This is a genomic window from Dyadobacter sediminis (assembly GCF_005860765.1).
Taxonomy (GTDB): domain Bacteria; phylum Bacteroidota; class Bacteroidia; order Cytophagales; family Spirosomataceae; genus Dyadobacter; species Dyadobacter sediminis.
The window spans coordinates 188,587-208,732 of the sequence record NZ_VCEI01000011.1 but is presented as its reverse complement, the minus strand read 5'-3'; the positions used below and the strand labels follow the sequence as shown (position 1 = coordinate 208,732).

General features: G+C 45.4%; 13 protein-coding genes. 5 read left to right on the top strand and 8 right to left on the bottom strand.

What is annotated here, in order from left to right; genetic code table 11:
• Window positions 1-2 precede the first annotated feature (2 nt).
• The 3 genes from FEM55_RS01855 to FEM55_RS01845 form a co-directional block, all read right to left on the bottom strand.
• Window positions 3-3,239 (bottom strand): PAS domain S-box protein, encoded by a 3,237-nt coding sequence (locus FEM55_RS01855; RefSeq protein ID WP_138279614.1) that lies wholly within the window; start codon window positions 3,237-3,239, stop codon window positions 3-5.
• A gap of 53 nt (window positions 3,240-3,292) precedes the next feature.
• Entirely contained in the window at window positions 3,293-3,742 is a 450-nt protein-coding gene (locus tag FEM55_RS01850; RefSeq protein WP_138279613.1) for a response regulator, read from the bottom strand.
• Window positions 3,743-3,871: 129 nt separating this feature from the next.
• The gene (locus FEM55_RS01845; RefSeq protein WP_374756464.1) at window positions 3,872-6,346 is read right to left on the bottom strand and encodes a TonB-dependent receptor; all 2,475 of its coding nucleotides are present in this window, start codon (window positions 6,344-6,346) and stop codon (window positions 3,872-3,874) included.
• 169 nt (window positions 6,347-6,515) lie between these two features.
• Here FEM55_RS01845 and FEM55_RS01840 point away from each other — a divergent pair, with 169 nt between their 5' ends.
• Both FEM55_RS01840 and FEM55_RS01835 read left to right on the top strand, forming a co-directional pair.
• Window positions 6,516-7,847 carry an MATE family efflux transporter gene (locus tag FEM55_RS01840; protein ID WP_138279612.1) on the top strand — a complete coding sequence of 444 codons (1,332 nt, stop codon included), beginning with the start codon at window positions 6,516-6,518 and terminating at the stop codon, window positions 7,845-7,847.
• Between the two features lie 105 nt (window positions 7,848-7,952).
• Window positions 7,953-9,578, top strand: a complete 1,626-nt coding sequence (locus FEM55_RS01835; protein WP_138280605.1) for an NADP-dependent glyceraldehyde-3-phosphate dehydrogenase — start codon at window positions 7,953-7,955, stop codon at window positions 9,576-9,578.
• 121 nt (window positions 9,579-9,699) lie between these two features.
• On the opposite strand, the gene FEM55_RS01830 is transcribed toward FEM55_RS01835, so the two are convergent.
• Window positions 9,700-11,808, bottom strand: a complete 2,109-nt coding sequence (locus FEM55_RS01830; protein ID WP_138279611.1) for a PAS domain-containing sensor histidine kinase — start codon at window positions 11,806-11,808, stop codon at window positions 9,700-9,702.
• 239 nt (window positions 11,809-12,047) lie between these two features.
• Between FEM55_RS01830 and FEM55_RS01825 the strand changes: the two genes are divergently transcribed.
• Entirely contained in the window at window positions 12,048-14,735 is a 2,688-nt protein-coding gene (locus FEM55_RS01825) for a PAS domain-containing hybrid sensor histidine kinase/response regulator (protein WP_138279610.1), read from the top strand.
• Between the two features lie 163 nt (window positions 14,736-14,898).
• Here the strand turns inward: FEM55_RS01825 and FEM55_RS01820 are convergent, their stop codons facing one another.
• Window positions 14,899-15,264 (bottom strand): hypothetical protein, encoded by a 366-nt coding sequence (locus FEM55_RS01820; RefSeq protein WP_229209049.1) that lies wholly within the window; start codon window positions 15,262-15,264, stop codon window positions 14,899-14,901.
• A 296-nt stretch (window positions 15,265-15,560) separates the two neighbouring features.
• A complete protein-coding gene (locus FEM55_RS01815; RefSeq protein ID WP_138279609.1) occupies window positions 15,561-16,031 on the bottom strand; it encodes a response regulator in 471 nt (156 codons plus the stop codon).
• Between the two features lie 165 nt (window positions 16,032-16,196).
• On the opposite strand from FEM55_RS01815, the gene FEM55_RS01810 reads away from it, so the two are divergent.
• Both FEM55_RS01810 and FEM55_RS01805 read left to right on the top strand, forming a co-directional pair.
• Entirely contained in the window at window positions 16,197-16,721 is a 525-nt protein-coding gene (locus FEM55_RS01810) for a DUF4142 domain-containing protein (protein ID WP_171036435.1), read from the top strand.
• 30 nt (window positions 16,722-16,751) lie between these two features.
• Window positions 16,752-17,144, top strand: coding sequence for a cupin domain-containing protein (locus FEM55_RS01805; protein WP_138279607.1), 393 nt, complete (start codon window positions 16,752-16,754; stop codon window positions 17,142-17,144).
• Between the two features lie 78 nt (window positions 17,145-17,222).
• Here the strand turns inward: FEM55_RS01805 and FEM55_RS01800 are convergent, their stop codons facing one another.
• Both FEM55_RS01800 and FEM55_RS01795 read right to left on the bottom strand, forming a co-directional pair.
• Window positions 17,223-18,182, bottom strand: a complete 960-nt coding sequence (locus FEM55_RS01800) for an MBL fold metallo-hydrolase (protein WP_138279606.1) — start codon at window positions 18,180-18,182, stop codon at window positions 17,223-17,225.
• Between the two features lie 200 nt (window positions 18,183-18,382).
• Window positions 18,383-20,098, bottom strand: coding sequence for an alpha-amylase family protein (locus FEM55_RS01795; RefSeq protein WP_138279605.1), 1,716 nt, complete (start codon window positions 20,096-20,098; stop codon window positions 18,383-18,385).
• Window positions 20,099-20,146 lie beyond the last annotated feature (48 nt).

Sequence of the window (20,146 nt, the reverse complement as noted above, 5' to 3'; positions counted from 1 at the left end):
ATTCAGTAAACCGGCAGATAAATAATGAACGTAGCGCCGGTTCCGGGCTTTCCAATGGCATCGATCAGGCCGTTGTGATTATCCACAATTTTCTTGCAGATAGCGAGTCCGATTCCGGTACCTTCGTACGTGCTCCGGTTGTGCAGTCGCTGAAATACCTGAAAAATCCGGTCTTTAAATTGCGGGTCAAATCCGATGCCATTATCGGAAAAAGAAATATATTGATACTGAACAGCAGAATCAATGCCGGGCAACGCGATCATTTCACCGGACAACTGTCCTGCCCGGATGTTGATGACGGGGTTTGTATCGGGCTTTACAAATTTAAGTGCATTGGCAATCAGGTTTGTAAAAAGTTGTTCAAACTGGAATACAATCACGCTCCGAGTAGGCAAAACCTCACTTGTAATTACGGCCTGCTGCTGCTGAATCAAATCGCTGAGCTGTTCCTTTACATTCCGCAGAATAATGTTGAGATCGGTATTTTCGTAGTGTTTTTCCATTGCGTTGGCACGTGAGAAAGCCAGAAGATCTATAATCAGCTGCTGCATCCGCGTGGAAGAAGCCTGCATTCTGGCCAAATAATCTTTGCCCCGGTCCGACAGATTCTGATTTTCAGTTTCCAGCACTCTCGTTGCAAACGTCTGGATTTTCCGGAGCGGCTCCTGAAGATCGTGGCTGGCGACGTACGCAAACTGTGCAAGTTCCATGTTGGTTTTAACCAGCTCATTGTTGGCAATTGTAAGTTCTTTGGTACGCAGTGCCACCTTGGATTCGAGCTGGTCAATAAAAATCTTGCTGTCATGAATATCGGTGCTGGTCCCGACCCACATTTCAATTTCTCCATCCGCATTTCGCTGCGGAATGGCGCGGCTGAGCTGCCACCTGTAAACGCCGTCTTTTCTGAGAAACCGGTGTTCATACAAGAAATCAATCCCGGTTTCCACGGAATGCCGCCAAAGCCGGATATTTTCCGGACGATCATCCGGATGTATGATCTGCAACCAGCCGTCGGTATCAAGCTGTTCAACAGAAAGTCCGGAATATTCGTAAACCGATTTGTTGAAGTAATATACCATACCTGCGGCATCACTGGTCCAGACAAGCTGCGGCATGGAATCAGCAAGCGTCCTGAATTTGCTTTCACTTGTTTTCAATGCAAGTTCTGCTTCTTTCCTTTCCGTAATATCAATCAGGACGTTCACTGCGCCGGTCACTTCACCGTTGCTGTCATAAATAGGTTGCGGCGTGGATATGATATGCCTTAATGAAAGATCGGGTTTCCGGATAAATGCTTCCAATGTCATGCATTGCTGGTTTTTCAAAGCAATCGCAATGGGGCTTTTTTCGGGTGGAAGGTATTCGCCGTCGACAGTATACATTTCGAAAGAACCGCACCACTGATCTGCTCCGATTTTTGGTTTACGCCCCCAAAGGCTGACAGCTGCTTTGTTGTAAAGGGTTACATAACCGTTTTTATCAATGGTATAAACAGCGACAGGCATCGTTTCGATCAGATCTTTATATCGTTTTTCGCTGTCTTTTATAATCTGTTCGGTCCTCTTCTGTTCCGTAATGTCCATCATGGTTCCAAGCATCCGGTGCGGAATACGATTTTCATTGTACAGTAATTTGCCCTGCGTACGGACCCAGTGAACGCTTTTATCCGGATGAATAATCCGGGCTTCGTAGCTGTACGAACCGGTTTTAAGCGCTTTTGCAAATGCTTTTTCTACTATTTGTTTTCTGTCTTCATGATGAACGTGACTGCGCATTTCGTCATGAGTAAGCAATTTTGATTCGTCGTAACCAAAAATGGAAGCAAGCCTTCCGGAATAGATAATTTCCTTAGTCTGAATATTCAGGTCCCAGGTTGCCAGCCTGGTGCCTTCCGTTGCCAGTGAAAGCCGGTCCGCAGCTTCCGAAATCTGCTGACGAAAACGGACCATTTCGGTTACGTCATTAACCGATACCATAATACTTGAAACGCTGTTATCCATTTCCAGGATGGGCGCATACTGAATATCAAGATAAAATTTACGAAGCCCGCCCGGGCCGTTCAGGAATGCAACGGCTTCATTTTCCCGGTACAAAGTGCCATTTTCGTAAACATCGTTGAGCAGTTCGGTAAATTTCTGATCCGCAAGTTCCGGAAAAACATCCAGCAGTTTTTTTCCCTGCACTTCATGCAGGTCTCTGCGCCAGATATTTCTGAGCATACTTTCATTCGCCAGGTCTATAACAAAATCTTTTCCCTTAAGCACGGCTTTGGCAAACTGCGACTGTGTAACCAGATTCCGAAACTGATTTTCACTTCTTTCCAGTCTGAGCCTGGCAAGAACCTGCTGCGTCACTTCCGTCGCTACGACAATAATTCCGGAAATTTCACCGGACTCCTCCGTAAGAGGCTGATATATAAAGTTGAAATAGCATTGTTCCTGCCTGCCGTAACGATGAATGGTTATTCCGAATTCGTTACCATGGAATGCGGTTCCGGAATGGAGTACATTGACCAAGATGGGCTCTACATATTCCCGTATTTCCGGAAGCGAATCAAATACAAGCCGGCCTACAAACTCGTCTTCTTTACGGTCGACAATGCTGAGATAAGTTTCATTGGCCATTTCTACCATAAAATCGTAACCGTTCAGAATCGCAATCCCGACCGGGGCCTGTTTCATGGTATTCCGGAACTTGCTTTCTCCGGCTTTTATTTTTCTTCCGGCCGAGACCGCCTTTTCTGTTTGCTCCTTGATACGCAGATCCAGTTCCTGAAGAACTTGATTCAGTTGTAACAATTCGTTGTAATTAATTAGCAGTTCATCCGGAATATTCAGGTCTGATCGTAAATTTTCTTCGACTTTGACCTTGTTTTCGACAATGGAAAGCAGCGAAGCCAGCTTTTCGGCAACAAGCTCCATTTCCGGCAGACCTTCCCGCGCTTCCTCGGCTAACCCGTTTTTGTACAGATTAATCAGAACGTTGGCGGTCTCGTGTATTTGAAGGTGGACTCGCTCCAATTCCTGCATTTCCGGCAAATGCCCGTAGGCATGCAGCGCGTGATTGTAAATCCATTGTCCGAGCGAACAATCAAGATGAGAAGTTACAGGCTGTTCGTCAATTTCAGCGCCGTAAAGAATTGATCTTAATCTTGTTTTAAATAAAATGTGCCGGGCTCTTGCCCTTTCAAAATCAAGTTCAATGACATTCATGCCCATAAAAATTTGTTCACTCATCATTCTTGTCACCGTTTCCGGGTATTCAAGTAACAACAAGTGAACAAGAATCGGGTTTAATATTGGTAATTAAGGTTCTCAGCTACTGGTTTCCAGCTGTGGTTACTCCAGTCAATGTCAAGAATTTGCTGGATGGCCTGTTTCAGTTTCGGAAATGACCCCGGTTTTCTGATAAAAAAGCTGGCGCCTTGCTCATGTACTTTTTTGACCATTTCCTCCTGCCCCGTTGTAGAAAAAATAACGACCGGGATGGAAGCCCATTTTTTGGTTTTTCTGATCTGTTCCAGACATTCAAAGCCGTTTTTTCTAGGCATGTTAAGATCCAGAAAAATCACGTCAGGCGGCGGCGGAACATTGGTTTCCATTAAATTAATAAGTTCCACGCCGTCATTAGCCGTTGTTAGCTCCGTTGAAGTACTCACCTCCCTTAAAGCATCCTCGAACAGCATGCAGTCGTCCGCATCGTCGTCAGCCAGGAAAATAAACTTATTTGGTTTAGTGCTCATAATCCAAAATTAAGTAATTCGTTCGATAAAACATAATCCACCAACCGCTTAAACAGACTTAACGCAGGATTTTTGTGCAATTCGGCACTAAGTTATACAAATAAAAGTTTCCAATAAAATATTTGAATATTAAAATTCTCCTTCCAGCCCTTCCTTCGGTTTCTTCTTGACCTGATGCAGGCGATAGTTCAACGTCAGGTTGATCTGGCGAAGCCGGCCCTGCGAATTGTTTAATGTATAAAAATTGTTTCCTTCCGTTATAGAGCGGTAACGACGCGAGTTAAATACATCTATAACGCTGAGTGTCAGCGTACCGTTATTCCTGAAAACATCCCGGCTTGCCGCCAGGTCCAGCGTGGCCAGTGCTTTCCGTCTTCCCTGCGGTGTCTGCTGCGGTGCTTCGTAATTTCCCCGAAGCTGTACGTCGGTTGTTTTCCACAACGTAAAACGTGACATGGTACGCACAAACCAGCTGTACGTATCGCTCTGAAAATCCTCGTCCAGGCTGGTACCGTCCGTAATCGCTCTGAAGAAGTTCACGCTTCCGTCCAGTTTCCACCACGGATACGGCGTAAATGATCCTGTAACTTCGGCGCCATAAGCATCTTCCGTACCCAGGTTTTCCGGACGCGTGTAGGAACTTCCGTCTTCCTGTACACGCCGGATGCTTGTGATTTTTCCATTGGTATGTCGGTAATAAAGCGATGAAGTCAGCGAGCCTTTTGCAAGGTATTTGATATGACCGAGTTCAAAGGCATTCGTGAATTCCGGATTCAGGTCCGGATTGCCGCTCCAGTAATTCCGGTTGTCGGAATAGGTTGCAAACGGGCTCAGATCATTGTATTGCGGCCTGCGTACTCTCCGGCTGAAACTGATCTGAAAAGCATTCTGCTTGGCGAAATCATACGTGACATGCACGCTGGGAAACAGATTAAAGTAATTTCTTTCATTTACTTCTCTGGTTTGCCTGAGTTCCGTGGTTACGCCCGTCCACTCCGCACGAAGGCCTGCCTGGTACGAAAACTTGCCGGTTTTGTTACCCAGAATTCCATACGCGGCATTGATGTTTTCCTCATACAGAAAGTCATTGGTCAGATTTTCCAGAGGCATCCAGCCGCCGTCGCTGGACTGCTGCGTAACGGCATAGTCATTGGTCATATCCCGCGAGCTGCTTCTTGCCCCGGCTTCCAGCTTGCCGTCTTTCCCGAAAGGCTGAATGTAATCCACCTGAAAAAGAAGCTGTTTCTCGGTTTCATCGTTCAGCGCGCGCTGAAGAAGATGCGGAATGCCGGAAGGACTGCCGTCCGGCCTGAAAACGTCTTCATTGTAAAACTGATCGGATTTTTCCCAGTTGTCAAGATAACGAACATCTGCGGTAAACTCCTGCCCTTTCCGGTTGAATGTCTTCTTGTACGTTACCGAGTATTCCGAATTGGGTTCTGTCTCGGTTTCGTCCTGCGTACGGTTTGTGATGCCTGTCGGATTACTGATGCTGTTTAGATAATCCCTGTAAATCAGGGTGGAAAAACGTTTGCCTTTGCTTGTCCGCCATGTGTAGGAACCGGTAAGAATGTTTTTCGGGTTAAAGTAAAAATCAATGCCGCCTCTTGCGCTGTTGTTCATGCCTTTGAGGTTGCTCTTCATATCCCTTTCCATGATAATGGTGGAATCATTGCGGTACAATTCCTGATACAGATAATTGCGCGAAGGCATGTTACGGTACGAAAGGGTGTAATTGAAAAAGAAGTTAAGGTTCTTACGTCGGTAATTAACATTGGCCGCTGCGCCGTAATTGGTCGGATGTCCTGTAATGATGTCAAATGAGCCGTTAATGCCTTCTTTTCTTTCTTTTTTCAGGACAATGTTGATGACGCCGCCCATCCCCTCGGCTTCGTAGCGTGCGGAAGGATTGGTGATGATTTCCACCCGCTCGATCATACTTCCCTGAAGCTGCTGCAAACCGCTCGCCCCTTTGATACTGACCAGCCCGGAAGGTTTACCGTCTATCAATATACGTACGTTTCCGCTTCCTCTCAGGCTCACATTTCCTTCTACGTCCACCGCTACGGAAGGAACATTGGTCAGAATGTCAACGGCAGTTCCGCCGGCATTGGCAAGATCTTTCCCTACATTGAATATCTTTTTATCCAGCGACAGCTCCATCGAACTTTTCTCTGCCTGAACCGTTACTTCATCCAGCGTTCTCGCAGAGGCGACCACTTTCAGTGATCCCAGGTCCAGCGGCGAATTGGCAGCCGTAAGTTTTATCCCGGACGTAAACTGCGGCTTGTAACCGATGAATTCCGAAAGGGCATAATAGGAACCCGCTGCAATGTCGACAATAAATCCGCCCGTTTCATCGGTAATGGCACCGGATACAAACGTACTGTCCGCTGACCTGAAAAGCCGGATACTTGCATACCCGAGCGGCGCACTGCTTTGTCCATCCATGATTTTACCTGTAATCTTTAATTTTCCCGTGCTCTGCGAAAAGGCATCCGGCAGCGTACAAACCATCAGAATCAGGAACCCGGCCCCGCCCAGTTTCTTCCTTAACCTCTTTCCTGACTTCCATGCTGCTGTTAACCTGTTTTCAATGTTCATTCTGAATCGCGGTAATTGTTTTGTCAATAAACTGAATCTATGGATTGAATATAGCAAAGACCGTTTGCACATTTGTTTTACTCTATCTTTCCTGTATTCAGATCAAAGATTGCTACACTTGCCTGTATTTGGCTAACTTTGCAGCCTTTTTGAAAATATCAGGCAGACCATGAAAGAAGAAGCATCACAGACTTTAAAATTAGCCATACCCATCATTATCGGAGAACTTGCCCAGATGGCCCTGCACTTGATCGACAGCGCCATGGTGGGAGCCATCAGTTACAAACAGCTCGCAGCGGCAGCACTTGTCATCAATGCCATGAACATTCCGTTTGTAATCGGGATCGGCATGACGATTTCCGTTTCCCAGATGGTTTCCATGGCCAACGGCCGCAATGACACCAAATTGGTTTCACATTATCTTTTCAATGGCTTCTGCCTTTGTACGCTTACCGCGCTGGCTATTTCCTTTACGCTGGTTTTCGGCAAAGACATGCTTCATCATCTAGGCCAGGATCCTGAGGTCGTTACACTGGCCATACCGTTTATGCAGTTGATGGGATTGTCCATTATTCCGATGCTGCTGTTTATGACGCTGAAACAATTTGCAGACGGGCTGGAACATACGCGCACGGCCATGTTCTTATCACTGGCAGGGATGCCGGTCAATATTCTGCTGAACTGGCTGCTGATTTATGGCAACTGGGGATTTCCGCGGCTGGAACTGGAAGGTGCAGGCTGGGCAACGCTGATCACCCGAAGCGGTATGTTCCTGGCGCTGGCCGTCGTGATCCTTAAACACAAAACATTTCAGAAATACATGGCTGTGCGCGGCACGCAGTGGTTTCTGAATGCGAAAACATGGCGGGAACTGCTGCATATCGGTGTTCCAAGCAGCCTGCAGATCGGAATGGAAGCAGGCGCATTTGCCATTTCCGGCATTATAATCGGAACGCTCGGTGCCGTTTCGCAGGCTGCACACCAGATTGCGCTGAGCAGTGCGTCGTTTACTTTTATGGTTTCCATGGGACTGGCACAGGCGGGCTCCATCCGGGTCAGCAATGCATTTGCACGCGCAAACTGGGCCAAAATTTTTGTGATCGGTAAAAGTACGGTCTTCACGGCGCTGATTTACGGTACTTTCTGCGCCATAACCTTTGCCACTTTCCGGAATATCATTCCCAATGCATTCAACAAGAACAACGAAGTTGTACAGCTTGCCGCATTGCTCCTGCTTTTCGCTGCCGTGTTCCAGATTTCCGACAGTACGCAGGCCATCGGAGCCGGTCTTCTGCGCGGGATCAAAGATGTGAAAACGCCGACGGTTCTGATCGGGATTGCCTACTGGGTAATCGGAATTCCGGTCGGTTATGTGCTGGCTTTCCAATTTGGTATGGGCGCATCCGGCATGTGGCTCGGGCTGATCCTGGGTCTGACGATGGCATCGATTTTTTTGCTGACCCGTTTTTTCAAGATGACAAAAAGGAACAGGACCGTTTAAAAAAACCAACTCCCCTTTTGAATTGTTTTAAGGATATAATGATTAAACTTCGTCATGATACAAACACCTGTCAATTTATCCTTTGTCCACAAAAACAATTACGCAATGGATTTCGATTCCACTTTAAAAAACATCTTTGTTAATGAAAATGAAATTCCGGACGAGTTCCGGCTTCCTGCTCTGATTCACCAGCGCGAATACCTCAGCAACGGCGAAATGAAAATATGGACCGGACCCGTTCATGAAGTATATTCACCCGTATGCGTTCAGACAGCGGATGGGCCGCAGCGACTGCTTATCGGAAGTTATCCTGTTTGCACCGCAGCAGAAGCCGGCGAATCGCTCGATGCGGCCGTGGCCGCTTATAACAATGGTCGTGGTGAATGGCCGACGATGAGCGTTGCGGAAAGAATTCAGTGCGTGGAAAAGTTTACGGGTAAAATGATCGAGCAGAAAGATATTATTGTCAAGCTGATCATGTGGGAAATCGGAAAATCCATCGCGGATTCTGCCAAAGAATTTGACCGTACGATTGAATATATTTATGCAACCATTGATTCGCTTAAAAACCTGGACCGGGATTCTTCCCGCTTTGAAATCGTAGACGGCATAGCGGCTCAGGTGCGCCGTTCGCCGCTGGGCGTTGTGCTTTGCATGGGGCCGTTCAACTATCCGCTGAACGAAACTTTTACAACGCTGATCCCCGCGCTGATCATGGGGAACACGATTCTTTTCAAACCTCCGAAATTTGGTACTTTACTGCATTATCCATTGCAGGAAGCATTCCGGGACAGTTTTCCAAAAGGAGTTGTTAATGTGATTTACGGACGCGGAAACGCCATTGTTCCTGGCCTGATGCAATCCGGAAAAATCAATGTACTAACCCTGATCGGTTCCAGCAAAGTAGCCAACGAGCTGAAAAAATCGCATCCGAAAGTGAACCGGCTGCGTGCGGTCCTTGGCCTAGATGCAAAGAACGCAGCCATTGTCACGCCGAATGCAGACATCAGTCTGGCCGTTAAGGAAATCATTACGGGTTCGCTGTCATTTAATGGCCAGCGTTGTACGGCCCTGAAAATCGTTCTGGTGCACAGCAGCATTGCGGATGAACTGCTTGCACAGCTCAGCGCGGAAATTGCAAAACTGAAATTCGGCATGCCGTGGGAAAAAGGCGTTGCGCTTACCCCGCTGCCTGAAACCAATAAAATAGAGTACCTTAACGAGTGCATTTCGGATGCGATCGCAAACGGTGCCGAAATAGTGAATGAAAACGGCGGCAAATCCGAAGGCTCCTTCTTTTATCCGGCGGTTGTATATCCGGTCAATGATAAAATGAAGCTTTATTATGAAGAGCAGTTCGGGCCCATCGTTCCCGTGGTACCGTTTGACGATCTGGAAGAAACCATTGAATACCTGATTGAATCCACCCACGGGCAGCAGGTCAGTATTTTCAGCAACGATGCCGACGAAGTAGCTTCTTTGATCGATCCGCTGGTTAATCAGGTCAGTCGCGTCAACATCAACAGCCAGTGCCAGCGCGGGCCGGATGTTTTCCCGTTTACCGGACGCAAAGACAGCGCCGAAGGAACATTGTCCGTACCGGATGCCATACGTGCTTTCTCGATCCGTTCACTGGTTGCCTTTAAGATGAACGATGCCAATAAACAACTGATTAACGAGATCGTGCATGAAGACAGCTCCAATTTCCTGAGTACCAAATTTATATTTTAAAAATGCTCAACGGCTGTTCCGGATTCGGAATGGCCGTTTGAAAATTCCTATATCTTCGTAACAAAGCGAAACATTCTTTGCTTTTTCAACAGAACTGCTTTGCCGGAAACCGGTCGGGTGGTTACGCATCCATTTCTACCGGCAAATACACGCTGAACGTGGAACCTTCTCCTGGCATACCTTTCGCCGACATAAAACCGTGGTGGTTCTGCGCAATTTTTTTACAGATTGCCAATCCAATTCCTGTTCCTTCGAATTCACTTTTGCCGTGCAAGCGCTGAAAAAGATCGAAAATCCGGCTTTCGTAACGCTGATCAAAGCCGATTCCGTTATCCGAAACGCTGATTTTCCAGTAACTGCTGCCTTTTTCCAGTTCATGCGTCATTTCTGCCCGGATTTTAATAAACGGCGGAACATGCGGTTTACTGTATTTAATGGAATTACTGATCAGGTTCTGAAGCAATTGCTGAAACTGGAGCGGAATAACCCGAAGTACGGGCAGCCTGGAAACCTCTATGGTGACATTTTTTTCTTCGATCAGATCTTCCAGATCCGTTTGGACATCTTCGAGTATTTTGTTCAGGTCGGTATCTACAAAACTCACTTCGGAGTTGCCTGTATTGGAGTAACTCAGCAAAGCTTCGATCAGCTTTTGCATACGCGTTGCCGCGGAAACGATCCGGTTGAAATAATCCTTTGTACTATCCGAAAAGTGCGGCTGCTTTTCAAGAATCCTGCTGCTGAACGCCCGGATCTTGCGAAGCGGTTCCTGAAGATCATGCGAAGCCACATAACTGAACGATGCCAGCTCTTCGTTGTTCCGTTTCAGTTCCATATTTTTCAGCCGGAGCGCTTCGTTCAACTGGATGTCTTTCGTAACATCCTGCATGGCACCAATCATGATCTGCCTGCCGCCTTCATTGATAAATTTGCCGCTTAACCGCAGGTATTTCAGACTGCCGTCCTTTGTAATTACACGATAATCATTCTGTACAAGATTTTTGGTTTCCAGCGCCCGCATGCCGTCTCGGATAGCCCTTTGCCTGTCACCGGGATGAAGAAAAGAAATAAACTGGTCGAACGAAGGCGTAAATTCCTGCGGCAAATGCCCGACAAGACGATATAGATTATCCGAACATTCCAGTTTGTTGGTGGCCAGCGTGAGCGCAAAACTCCCGAAATTGGCGTTTTCTTCCGAATGGTTGAAAATGGAGTTCTGTATTTTCAGTTTTTCATTTAGTTCATTAAGCTGAAGATCCGCTTTGAGTTCTTCGGTGATATTTCTGGCGGTAACGGTTACGCGGTTGCCATTGCTCTCAATGGATGCGTCAAACCAGAAGGTGCCGTTGCTGTTTTGGTAATCCGTAACATAGGCATCCGGCTTTCCTGTTTTAACACATTTTACCAGTTTTTCAAATACGCCTTTTTTAAAAATCTCAGGATAAACTTCACTGCACATTCTGCCCGTTATAGACTCAAAGCGCATAGCATATTGGGAATACGTTTCTTCATTGCTGTACAGGATCCGGAAATCGTAGATTTCACCGGCATCATCATAAACCGCTTCATAGGAAGCTATGCTGTTACTCGTTGTATTCAGAATGGATTGCAGGAATTCTTCCGATTTTTTCAGCTGTAATGTCCTGTTTTGTACCTCTTTTTCCAGACTTTCCGCAAAGTTCATCTGATCATGGATATCCATGCAGCCGCCTACATACCCGAGAAAAACACCGCTTTCCGTATACTGCGGAACGCCTCTGTCTGAAATCCAGCGGTATTCGCCGTCAAACCGGCGCAGCCTGTAATTCATGCTGAATTCCTGACGTGCGTCAAATTTGGTGTTGTATATCTGCAGGCATCGTTCATAATCCTCTGCGTGAACACCTTCGGCCCAGCCGTTGCCGTTTTCCTGCTCCATCGTACGTCCGGTAAAATCCAGCCAGCCTTTGTTGAAGAAGTAACAGAGCTTGTCCGGCCCTGCCAGCCAGATCAGTACCGGCGCAATGTTTGCGATTACCTTAAACCTTTCCTCACTTTCCCGGATTCTTGCCTGCGTTTCATTCCAATTCCGGTCCTCATTTTTTACATTACCCTGAGGATCAACACCAAAACCTGCTATTTCATGAGGTTGCGTATGATTTTCATTATCCCGTACGGCTGCACGAATACTTGCAAGTTCGTTTTCCAGTTCTGCGATCCGGTTTTGCAATGTCTGATAACTTGCATTCATATTGGAAATATTGATTCGTCAATGAATATACATTTTATCGGCTAAAGTAACAATCCTGAATCCATTTCAGAACAGCTGATCACATTCATTAAAAATTTCTCTTCCGTTTAAAAAGTAAACTTACGTTTTGTAAAATAAATTTTATATATATGTAGTACAAACAGGCGGATTTATTTAACTTATGAGATAAACCGTAACAAATCCATATTAACTACTACAAATACTTTTACAAAAATAAAATGAAATCCAGGTTTACGATCGAATCTTTGGAAATGGCAATATCCGGCATCCACGCCGGATTATGGAGTTGGGATCTGGAAACCGATCAACAGTTCTGGTCCGATTACTTCATTAAGATGCTGGAATACGATGCAGATGAAGTGGAGCCGGGTTACAGGTTTTTTACCGAAGTGCTTGTGCATCCGGATGACGTAAACACAGTCAGTGAGGCAATAAAAGCGCAGTTTGAAAGCAGAATTCCATACAAGGTTGAAGTCAGACTGAAGACAAAGAACAGCGGTTACAAGTATTTTGAATGCAGCGGAACGGCAAAATTCCGGAATGACAAACCGGTGCATATGGTTGGTGTTGTCACGGACATCCATGAGCGGAGAACGCTGAAAGAAAAATTCATTAAAAACGATGCCTTGCTGAAAGAGGCGGGCCGGCTTGCAAAAATAGGCGTCTGGGAGCTGGACATTGCCGGAATGAAACTTTCCTGGTCTTCCGAGATTTATGCGTTTCGCGAAATCAGTGAAACCGAAATGCCGAATGTACAATCCGTATTGAACTTGTATAAGCCATGGTCCAGGCCGATTATGGAAGAAGCACTGGACAAAGCCTGCAGATACGGTACTCCTTTTGATCTGGAACTGGGAATGGAATCCGCAAAGGGCAAGGATATTTGGGTACGTACCATTGGAAACGCTATTTTCAAGGATGAAAAACCCGTCAAGTTGTACGGTGTAATGCAGGACGTAACGGAGCACAAGCAAGCCGAAGAAAAGCTCAGGGTCATTTTTCAATATTCTACGGATGCACATTTGCTGCTGGATGAAAACGGTATTCTGGACTGTAACCAGGCCGCCGTCAATATGCTCCGGTGCAAAGACAAAAGTGAACTGCTGTCACTGCATCCGGCTACATTTTCTCCTGAATATCAACCGGACGGAAAAAGATCTGCAGATAAGTCCCGAGAAATGGACAAGCTGGCGTATGAAAGCGGATTTGCCCGCTTCGAATGGATTCATAAAAAACGGGATGGTGAAGACTTTCCGGTTGAGGTTACTTTGAGTCCGGTGCACATCAACAGCAAAAAGGTTCTTCTGGTAGTATGGCACGACATCACGCACCGTAAACGTGCCGAAGAAGTTATCCGCCGCAACGAGGCCATGCTTGCTGAATCGCAGCAACTTACTCATAGCGGAAGCTGGGAATCGGATCTTGTTACTGGCCAGAACTACTGGTCAGACGAAGCATTCCGAATTTTCGGACTGGAACCGCAAAGCACAGGACCCGAAACGGAGTTGTTCTATCATATGATCCATCCGGAAGACCTGCCGCTTTATAAGATGCATATCAAAAATGCCATTAATCACCTCAGCCCTGCCAGTTTCGACCTGCGGATTGTTATGCAGGATGGCAGTACCAAGTTTATTCATGCGATCGGAAAGCCGTTTTGTGACAATGCCGGACAAGTAGTCAAACTTTATGGCGCAATCATGGACATTGATGCACAGAAGAAAACGGAACAGGAACTGATCAAAGCCAAAGAAGCAGCAGAAATGGCAGCCGTGGCCAAATCACAGTTCTTGTCCACCATGAGCCATGAAATACGCACACCGATGAATGCCGTCATCGGCTTTATTCATCTGCTTTTGCAGCAGGATCCGAAACCGGAACAGATGCAGTATCTGAACATCATTAAATTCTCGGCTGAAAATCTCCTGGTGCTGCTAAACGACATCCTGGATTTCAGCAAGATAGAAGCCGGTAAAGTGGAGTTTGAAGAAGTTGATTTCAACATGCTTTCCATCCTTGAAAATATCCGGTCAGGAAGTCTGCAGCGCGCTCAGGAAAAAGGAATCCAGCTGAAACTGATGGTGGACAGTGACCTGAATATCAACCTGATCGGTGATCCTGTGAGGTTAGGACAAATTCTGACAAACCTGGTGAGTAATGCCATCAAGTTCACGGATTCCGGAAAAGTGATCATATCGGCGTCCATTGCCAAACAACAGAAAAATACCTGCACCATTGATTTCAAAGTGGAAGATACCGGAATCGGGATTGCACCGGATAAACTGGAATCTATTTTCGAAAGCTTTACTCAAGGCTCCTCGGATACAACACGGAAATACGGCGGTTCCGGGCTTGGTTTGACCATCACCAAAAGGCTGCTTGAACTTCAGAACAGCACCATAAACGTGCGCAGCGAAATTGCAAAAGGTTCGGAATTCTATTTTAGTCTTAATTTTCTGATCAGCCACAAGCAGCAAAAGGTTCAAACCGAAAAATTGCTCACCAGTACCAATGACCTGAAAGGAACCAAGCTGCTCATCGTGGAGGACAATATGATCAACATTTTTCTGATGAAAAATTTCATGAAGCAATGGCAAATTGACTTTCAGGTAGCCGAAAACGGTCTTATTGCTTACGAAATGGTCCAAAAAGAAGATTTTGACATTGTGTTAATGGACCTCCAGATGCCGGAAATGGACGGTTATGAAGCCACGGCCAAAATCCGCCAGCTTCCGGACAAGAAATATGCAGAACTTCCTATCATTGCACTTACAGCCTCAGCCATGCTGGACATCAAGGATGTCGCCTTTCAGGTCGGAATGAACGATTTTGTAAGCAAACCCTTCAGTCCGAATGAACTCTATACCAAAATTGCTACTAACAGGAAGAAGAGCAAAGTCCACTGAACGAAGCCGTATGGTTAAAAGAAAATGCATGCTGTAGATAAACCTGCAGCTGGCCCTTGGCTGATTGCTGCTAGATGTTTAGCGGCCATTTCTGTACATGTAATACATGACGATCTGCTCAGACAATTTTAGGAAATAACAGCAAGTAACTTCTCGCAACCATTCAGGTAGCAGGTTCCGTATGCAGGAAAATGACCCGCTTGTAATAATCCGGATCGTACTTTACAACTACCTGGCTTCCGTTGCGCAAGGAATCGTATTTGGGATACGGGAATGCTTCGGTAACTTCTGCTATAAAGTCCGCTCCGTTTTCCGGTTGAATCTGTACCTGTACCTGAAACTCGGGAAGATTGTTAAGGTACTCACCGGTGGGTTGTATCTGCAGCACTTTGGCCCTGGCCTGAACACCTTCCTTTAGGATTTTCCTTTTTCGTTCATCCCGGATTCTGATGCGGATGGATGAAACGATCCAGAACGCCACCATGCATACCAATATAATAGTTGCTCCAATTTCCCTGTTGTTTTCCACGGCTGTATAATTATTGGTTGTTACTGTCCAAATTAAACAGGTAACATCCAGTTTATACAAAGTCAATTATCTTTCGGCAAAGCAATTATTAAAAGGAATGCAATTCTTTTTCTATACATAAAAATGTTACAACCGATGTTTGAAAAAGGATATGAAACGATTTCAGTGTAACCAGAAAAAACGTTTGGATCTGCTCGGATTGAAAATTGTAAAAATGAAAATGCAGAATGCAATTCCGAAAAGAAATGACATTCTGCATGAAAAAAATTTATATTGATAAACCTGATTTAAATGAATTAGGACGTTACGTTCAGTTCGGTATTTACCGTTGGAAGACGGTTATAATCCAGCCAGTAATGGCAAATCGTTTCCAGCAGAAAACGAAGTTCTTCAAATTCCATCGGTTTAACAATAAAGGAATTGGCGCCGGCTGAATAGCACTTGTCTATATCGGATTCGGTTCCGCTGCTGGTGAGAATAATTACCGGAAGTGTACGCCATTGGGTAACATCGTTGTCCGGCGTCTGACGCAGCAATTTCAGAAGTTCGTAGCCATCAATAGCCGGCATTTTTAAGTCCAGAATAATAAGGCCCGGCCTCCTGCCCTTGTATTCCGGTGAAGACTGCAGAATCAGAAATTCATATAATTCTTTTCCTCCCTGAAAGAAACGTACGTGATAATTGGGCAAAAATTTATTAAAGATAGTTCGGATCAAAAGCCTGTGATCAGCTGAATCATCTACAACATAAACTTCTCTATTCTCCATAAGGGGTTGATGTTTAGGGTATTTTAATTATCAGGTATTCTTTATTTCATACTTTCCAAACCATAAATATTGTACCAATGTAACCTTGTTTTTCATTCGTTTTTATGGATGGCATGGTTTTGGCTGGATCGGCCAATGTTATTAAACAAATCAACTCAAATCAACATGAAAAATCTGCATTATTATTTCCTGATTGCCGGAACCTGCCTTTTAACTGCCTTTACAACTTTGGATAAAAACGCTGTTTCTTTTCAGGATGAAGACAAAACATTTGTAAAAGCCGCAGCGGAAGGCGGTCTACTCGAAGTAAAACTGGGTGAACTTGCCATGAAAAACGGCAGCTCCAAAGCCGTTAAGGATTATGGAAAGATGATGGTTAACGATCACACCAAGGTAAACAAGGAACTGATGAATCTTGCCAAGAAAAAGAATATGGAAGTTCCTACGACCCTTGGCCCTGAAAAACAACAGAAATACGACAGCCTTGCTTCTGTAAAGGACAATACTTTTGATATGGTTTATATGAATATGATGATTCTTTCTCATGAACAAACCATCGGAATTTTTCAGAATGAATCGAGTGCCGGAACCGATGCGGATCTGAAAAAATGGGCGGAATCCAAAGTTCCTGCTTTAAAGCACCATCTGGAAATGGCTGAATCATTATTTCAGACTGCCAACAAAAAATAAACTAAAACCTCATAATAAATAAGCAGCCGTATGGATTTCAAATCAAATCAATCCACAGAAAACCGCCCGGACGGAGACAGGATTCTGGATGCACCTTATGTTTTCACAGACATTCCCATGTATCTGGATCAACTGAAGACGGAAAGATCATGGTCGAAAAATGACCGTAATGCCATTACCGTTTACAAATCCGACAATGTGACTATGGTCCTTTCCGCACTGAAAGCGGATGCGGTTGTCAGCAATCATTCCATCGATGAAGGATTGAACGTTCAGGTTATTTCGGGCGAATTGAAAATTGAGACTGAAGGAAGGACATTCTATGCAACTCCCGGTCAGATGATGACTTTTCATGCCGGAATTTCGCATGCTCTCACCGCTGTTTCGGATTCTGAAATTATGATCACTACCTATAAGGAATAAGAATGTGCGACTTCATAAAAAAGCGTTCATCCGAAATTTCGGATGAACGCTTTTTTATTGCTGGACGAACACCTGTGTTCAGCTTCTGTAATACTTTGATCTGGAATAAACGGCCCATCCCAAAGCGGTCAGTGCTGCCGCAGCACTCAGTGCAAATATCACTTTATACGGTTCCGACTCCGGCTTAGGCACCGCAACAACACCTCTGCTGTCTGCAAATGCAGGCGACTGTACGTAACGGCCATGTTTCGGAACTGCAACATCCTGAAAATGATATGCAAGTTCCATCAGTTGTTCCTGCATTTCTTTTCCTGACATTGGTTTGCCATGGCCCGTTGCCACCACATCCGGCAAAAGCGATGCAAGCCTTTGAACCGAATCTTCTGCCTTGTACCAGTCGTAGGTAAAGTACTTTGGCGGTCCCGAAATTACTTTTGTCTGCAGCATGACGCTGATAGCAGATTCCTGCTTCGTCGTTACAAAAGCATCGCCAGCAATCAGTACCTTATCCTTTTCCCGCCAGAAACTGACATGTCCCGGAGCGTGGCCGGGTGTATGCAGGTATTTCCATTCCGGCAAAAAGGGAACGTCCGGTGTAATACCCGGAAATGCTTCTACCCTGTTCTGCAAATCCAGACCGGTTTTCGGGTATAGATCGGCCATGTAAGACATCAGACCGCCGCCTACAGTCGGATCTGGTGGCGGGTAAGCCGATTTTCCGGTTAGATAAGGAAGTTCCAGGTAATGCGCATAAACCGGCACACTCCATTCTTCTGCCAGTTTTTTTAAAGAACCGGTATGATCAAAATGGCCATGCGTAAGAATAATTGCCGAAGGCTTTGCATTTTCTCCGAACAGTTCATTAACCATCAGCTTGATTTTGGGATAAGCCGTCTTTAATCCTGCATCGACAAGCACCCAGGTATTATCGGGTTTGTTCTGGATTACATATACATTGGTAAATATATCAGTAAGTCCCCAAACCCCTTCTGCAACTTCAAAATAGGATTTGTTTTCCTGCGTCGGTACTTTTTCCATAGAATTTGGTTTAAGGTTGTTGGAAAATTATTCCTTTCTCAGATAAAACTGTGCCAGTTCCGATACGATGTATTTACAAACCATGTAAATGATCAGTTAATGAACATTGAAATCTAAATTACCAGATTTATCTGTTTGTATAAAATTACTTTGAAGGCTTTACCATTAACCATAAATTACAATACATAACCAAACACACCCTACCGAATCACATGATCCACCCGGAACCATTTGTATCCGTACCCTTCCATCGAAAGGCTGAACTTTCCGTTTGCGGCATTTACATCGCCTTTTTCAGACATCAGATCGTATAATCTGGATGACTTGTCGGCAGAAAGAACTGCTTTTTGTGGCTGGGAACTGAAATTATGCAGTATAATCAGCGACTTGCCTTCATATTCATAACGAATCGCCAGAACGGATTCAGAACCGCTTTCTACCAGTGAATAGGAACCCAGACCGATTTCAGGACATTCTTTCCGAAGTTTGATAATACGGGAAGTCCAGTTCAGCAAGGATTCCGGGTCTCGCGATTGCTGGGCAACATTGACTTTCTCGTAACTGTATTCGCCTTGATTGATCACCGGCCTGAACGCAGTGTCCGCAGATGTAAAGCCGGCATTCTTTTCATTCGTCCATTGCATCGGCGTTCTTACTGAAAACCGCTCTTTGAGCGAAAGATCATCTCCCATTCCGATTTCTTCCCCGTAACGGATCACAGGCGCGCCGGGAAGGGAAAACAACAGACTGTTTGCAAGTTCGAGCTGCTTGCGGTTACCAAGCATCGGGGCTAGCCGGCGTCGTATGCCGCGGTCATAAAGCTGCATACTGGTATCGGGGCCCATTCTTTTGTAAACCTGCTCGCGTTGCTTATCCGTCAGTCTGCCCAGATCTATTTCATCATGGTTACGTAGAAAATTAGCCCATTGCGAAGCTTTCGGAATATCCTGTGTTTCCCTGATGGCCGTTGCAAATGGTTTAAGGTCGCCGGTGGCCAATGCGTAAAAAAGATGCTGATTGGAAAAGAAATTGAACATCATATGGATTCCGTCCGCATTCTCTCCAAAGTAAAACTTGCTTTCCTTCGGCTCCACATTGGCTTCTCCGAGAATGACAATGTCCGATTTCCGCCATTGGGCAAACGTGCGCATATCTTTCAGCAACTTGAAATCAAGTTCCGGCTCGTCACTACCGATTTTGCCGACTTCGATGATAAATGGCACTGCATCCAGCCGAAAGCCGTCAATTCCCTGATTGATCCAGTAACCAATTACACGCTGCGATTCCTTTCTGACATCCGGATTGTTGTAGTTCAGATCGGGCTGGAAATCGTAGAAACGGTGATAATAATACTCCTTTGCCGTAGAATCAAACGTCCAGACGCCTTTTTGCACACCCGGGAAAACCATTCCCTTGTTCCAGTCTTTGGGAAGTTCTTTTGACCAGATATACCATGAACGGTATTTCGAGTTCTTGTCCTTTCTGGCACTTTGAAACCACGGATGCGTGTCGGAAGTATGATTGATGACAAGGTCCATAATCACACGTATGCCCCTTTTTTTGGCCTGAAACATAAATTCCGTAAAGTTGCCGGCATTTCCGAATTTCCTGTCAATACCGTAATAATCTGCAATGTCGTACCCGTCGTCTTCTCCCGGTGAAGGCTGGAACGGTGCAAGCCAGATGGCATCTACGCCCAGTGTTTTAAGATAATCCAGTTTTTGAACAAGGCCGTCAAAATCTCCTCTTCCGTCTCCGTCACTGTCTTTGAAAACACCTACTTCAAGATTGTAAATGACACTGTTTTTAAACCAGAGGTTATCTTTTACGATATCAGCCGAACCGGTTTTCTGTGCCTTGCATAATGGAATTGTAATGATCAGACAGAACAGGGTTTTTAATGCGGATTTGAGCATTGCGGAATCAGGTTTGTGTTTGGATGAATTAAGAAATCTGTAATACTT

What these genes read in the sequence shown, in the direction of transcription:
- FEM55_RS01815 (WP_138279609.1), bottom strand. Translation starts at nt 16,031, where the DNA reads ATGGAGAATAGAGAAGTTTATGTTGTAGATGATTCAGCTGATCACAGG.
- FEM55_RS01830 (WP_138279611.1), bottom strand. Translation starts at nt 11,808, where the DNA reads ATGAATGCAAGTTATCAGACATTGCAAAACCGGATCGCAGAACTGGAA.
- FEM55_RS01835 (WP_138280605.1), top strand. Translation starts at nt 7,953, where the DNA reads ATGGATTTCGATTCCACTTTAAAAAACATCTTTGTTAATGAAAATGAA.
- FEM55_RS01810 (WP_171036435.1), top strand. Translation starts at nt 16,197, where the DNA reads ATGAAAAATCTGCATTATTATTTCCTGATTGCCGGAACCTGCCTTTTA.
- FEM55_RS01845 (WP_374756464.1), bottom strand. Translation starts at nt 6,346, where the DNA reads ATGAACATTGAAAACAGGTTAACAGCAGCATGGAAGTCAGGAAAGAGG.
- FEM55_RS01850 (WP_138279613.1), bottom strand. Translation starts at nt 3,742, where the DNA reads ATGAGCACTAAACCAAATAAGTTTATTTTCCTGGCTGACGACGATGCG.
- FEM55_RS01825 (WP_138279610.1), top strand. Translation starts at nt 12,048, where the DNA reads ATGAAATCCAGGTTTACGATCGAATCTTTGGAAATGGCAATATCCGGC.
- FEM55_RS01795 (WP_138279605.1), bottom strand. Translation starts at nt 20,098, where the DNA reads ATGCTCAAATCCGCATTAAAAACCCTGTTCTGTCTGATCATTACAATT.
- FEM55_RS01840 (WP_138279612.1), top strand. Translation starts at nt 6,516, where the DNA reads ATGAAAGAAGAAGCATCACAGACTTTAAAATTAGCCATACCCATCATT.
- FEM55_RS01855 (WP_138279614.1), bottom strand. Translation starts at nt 3,239, where the DNA reads ATGATGAGTGAACAAATTTTTATGGGCATGAATGTCATTGAACTTGAT.
- FEM55_RS01805 (WP_138279607.1), top strand. Translation starts at nt 16,752, where the DNA reads ATGGATTTCAAATCAAATCAATCCACAGAAAACCGCCCGGACGGAGAC.
- FEM55_RS01800 (WP_138279606.1), bottom strand. Translation starts at nt 18,182, where the DNA reads ATGGAAAAAGTACCGACGCAGGAAAACAAATCCTATTTTGAAGTTGCA.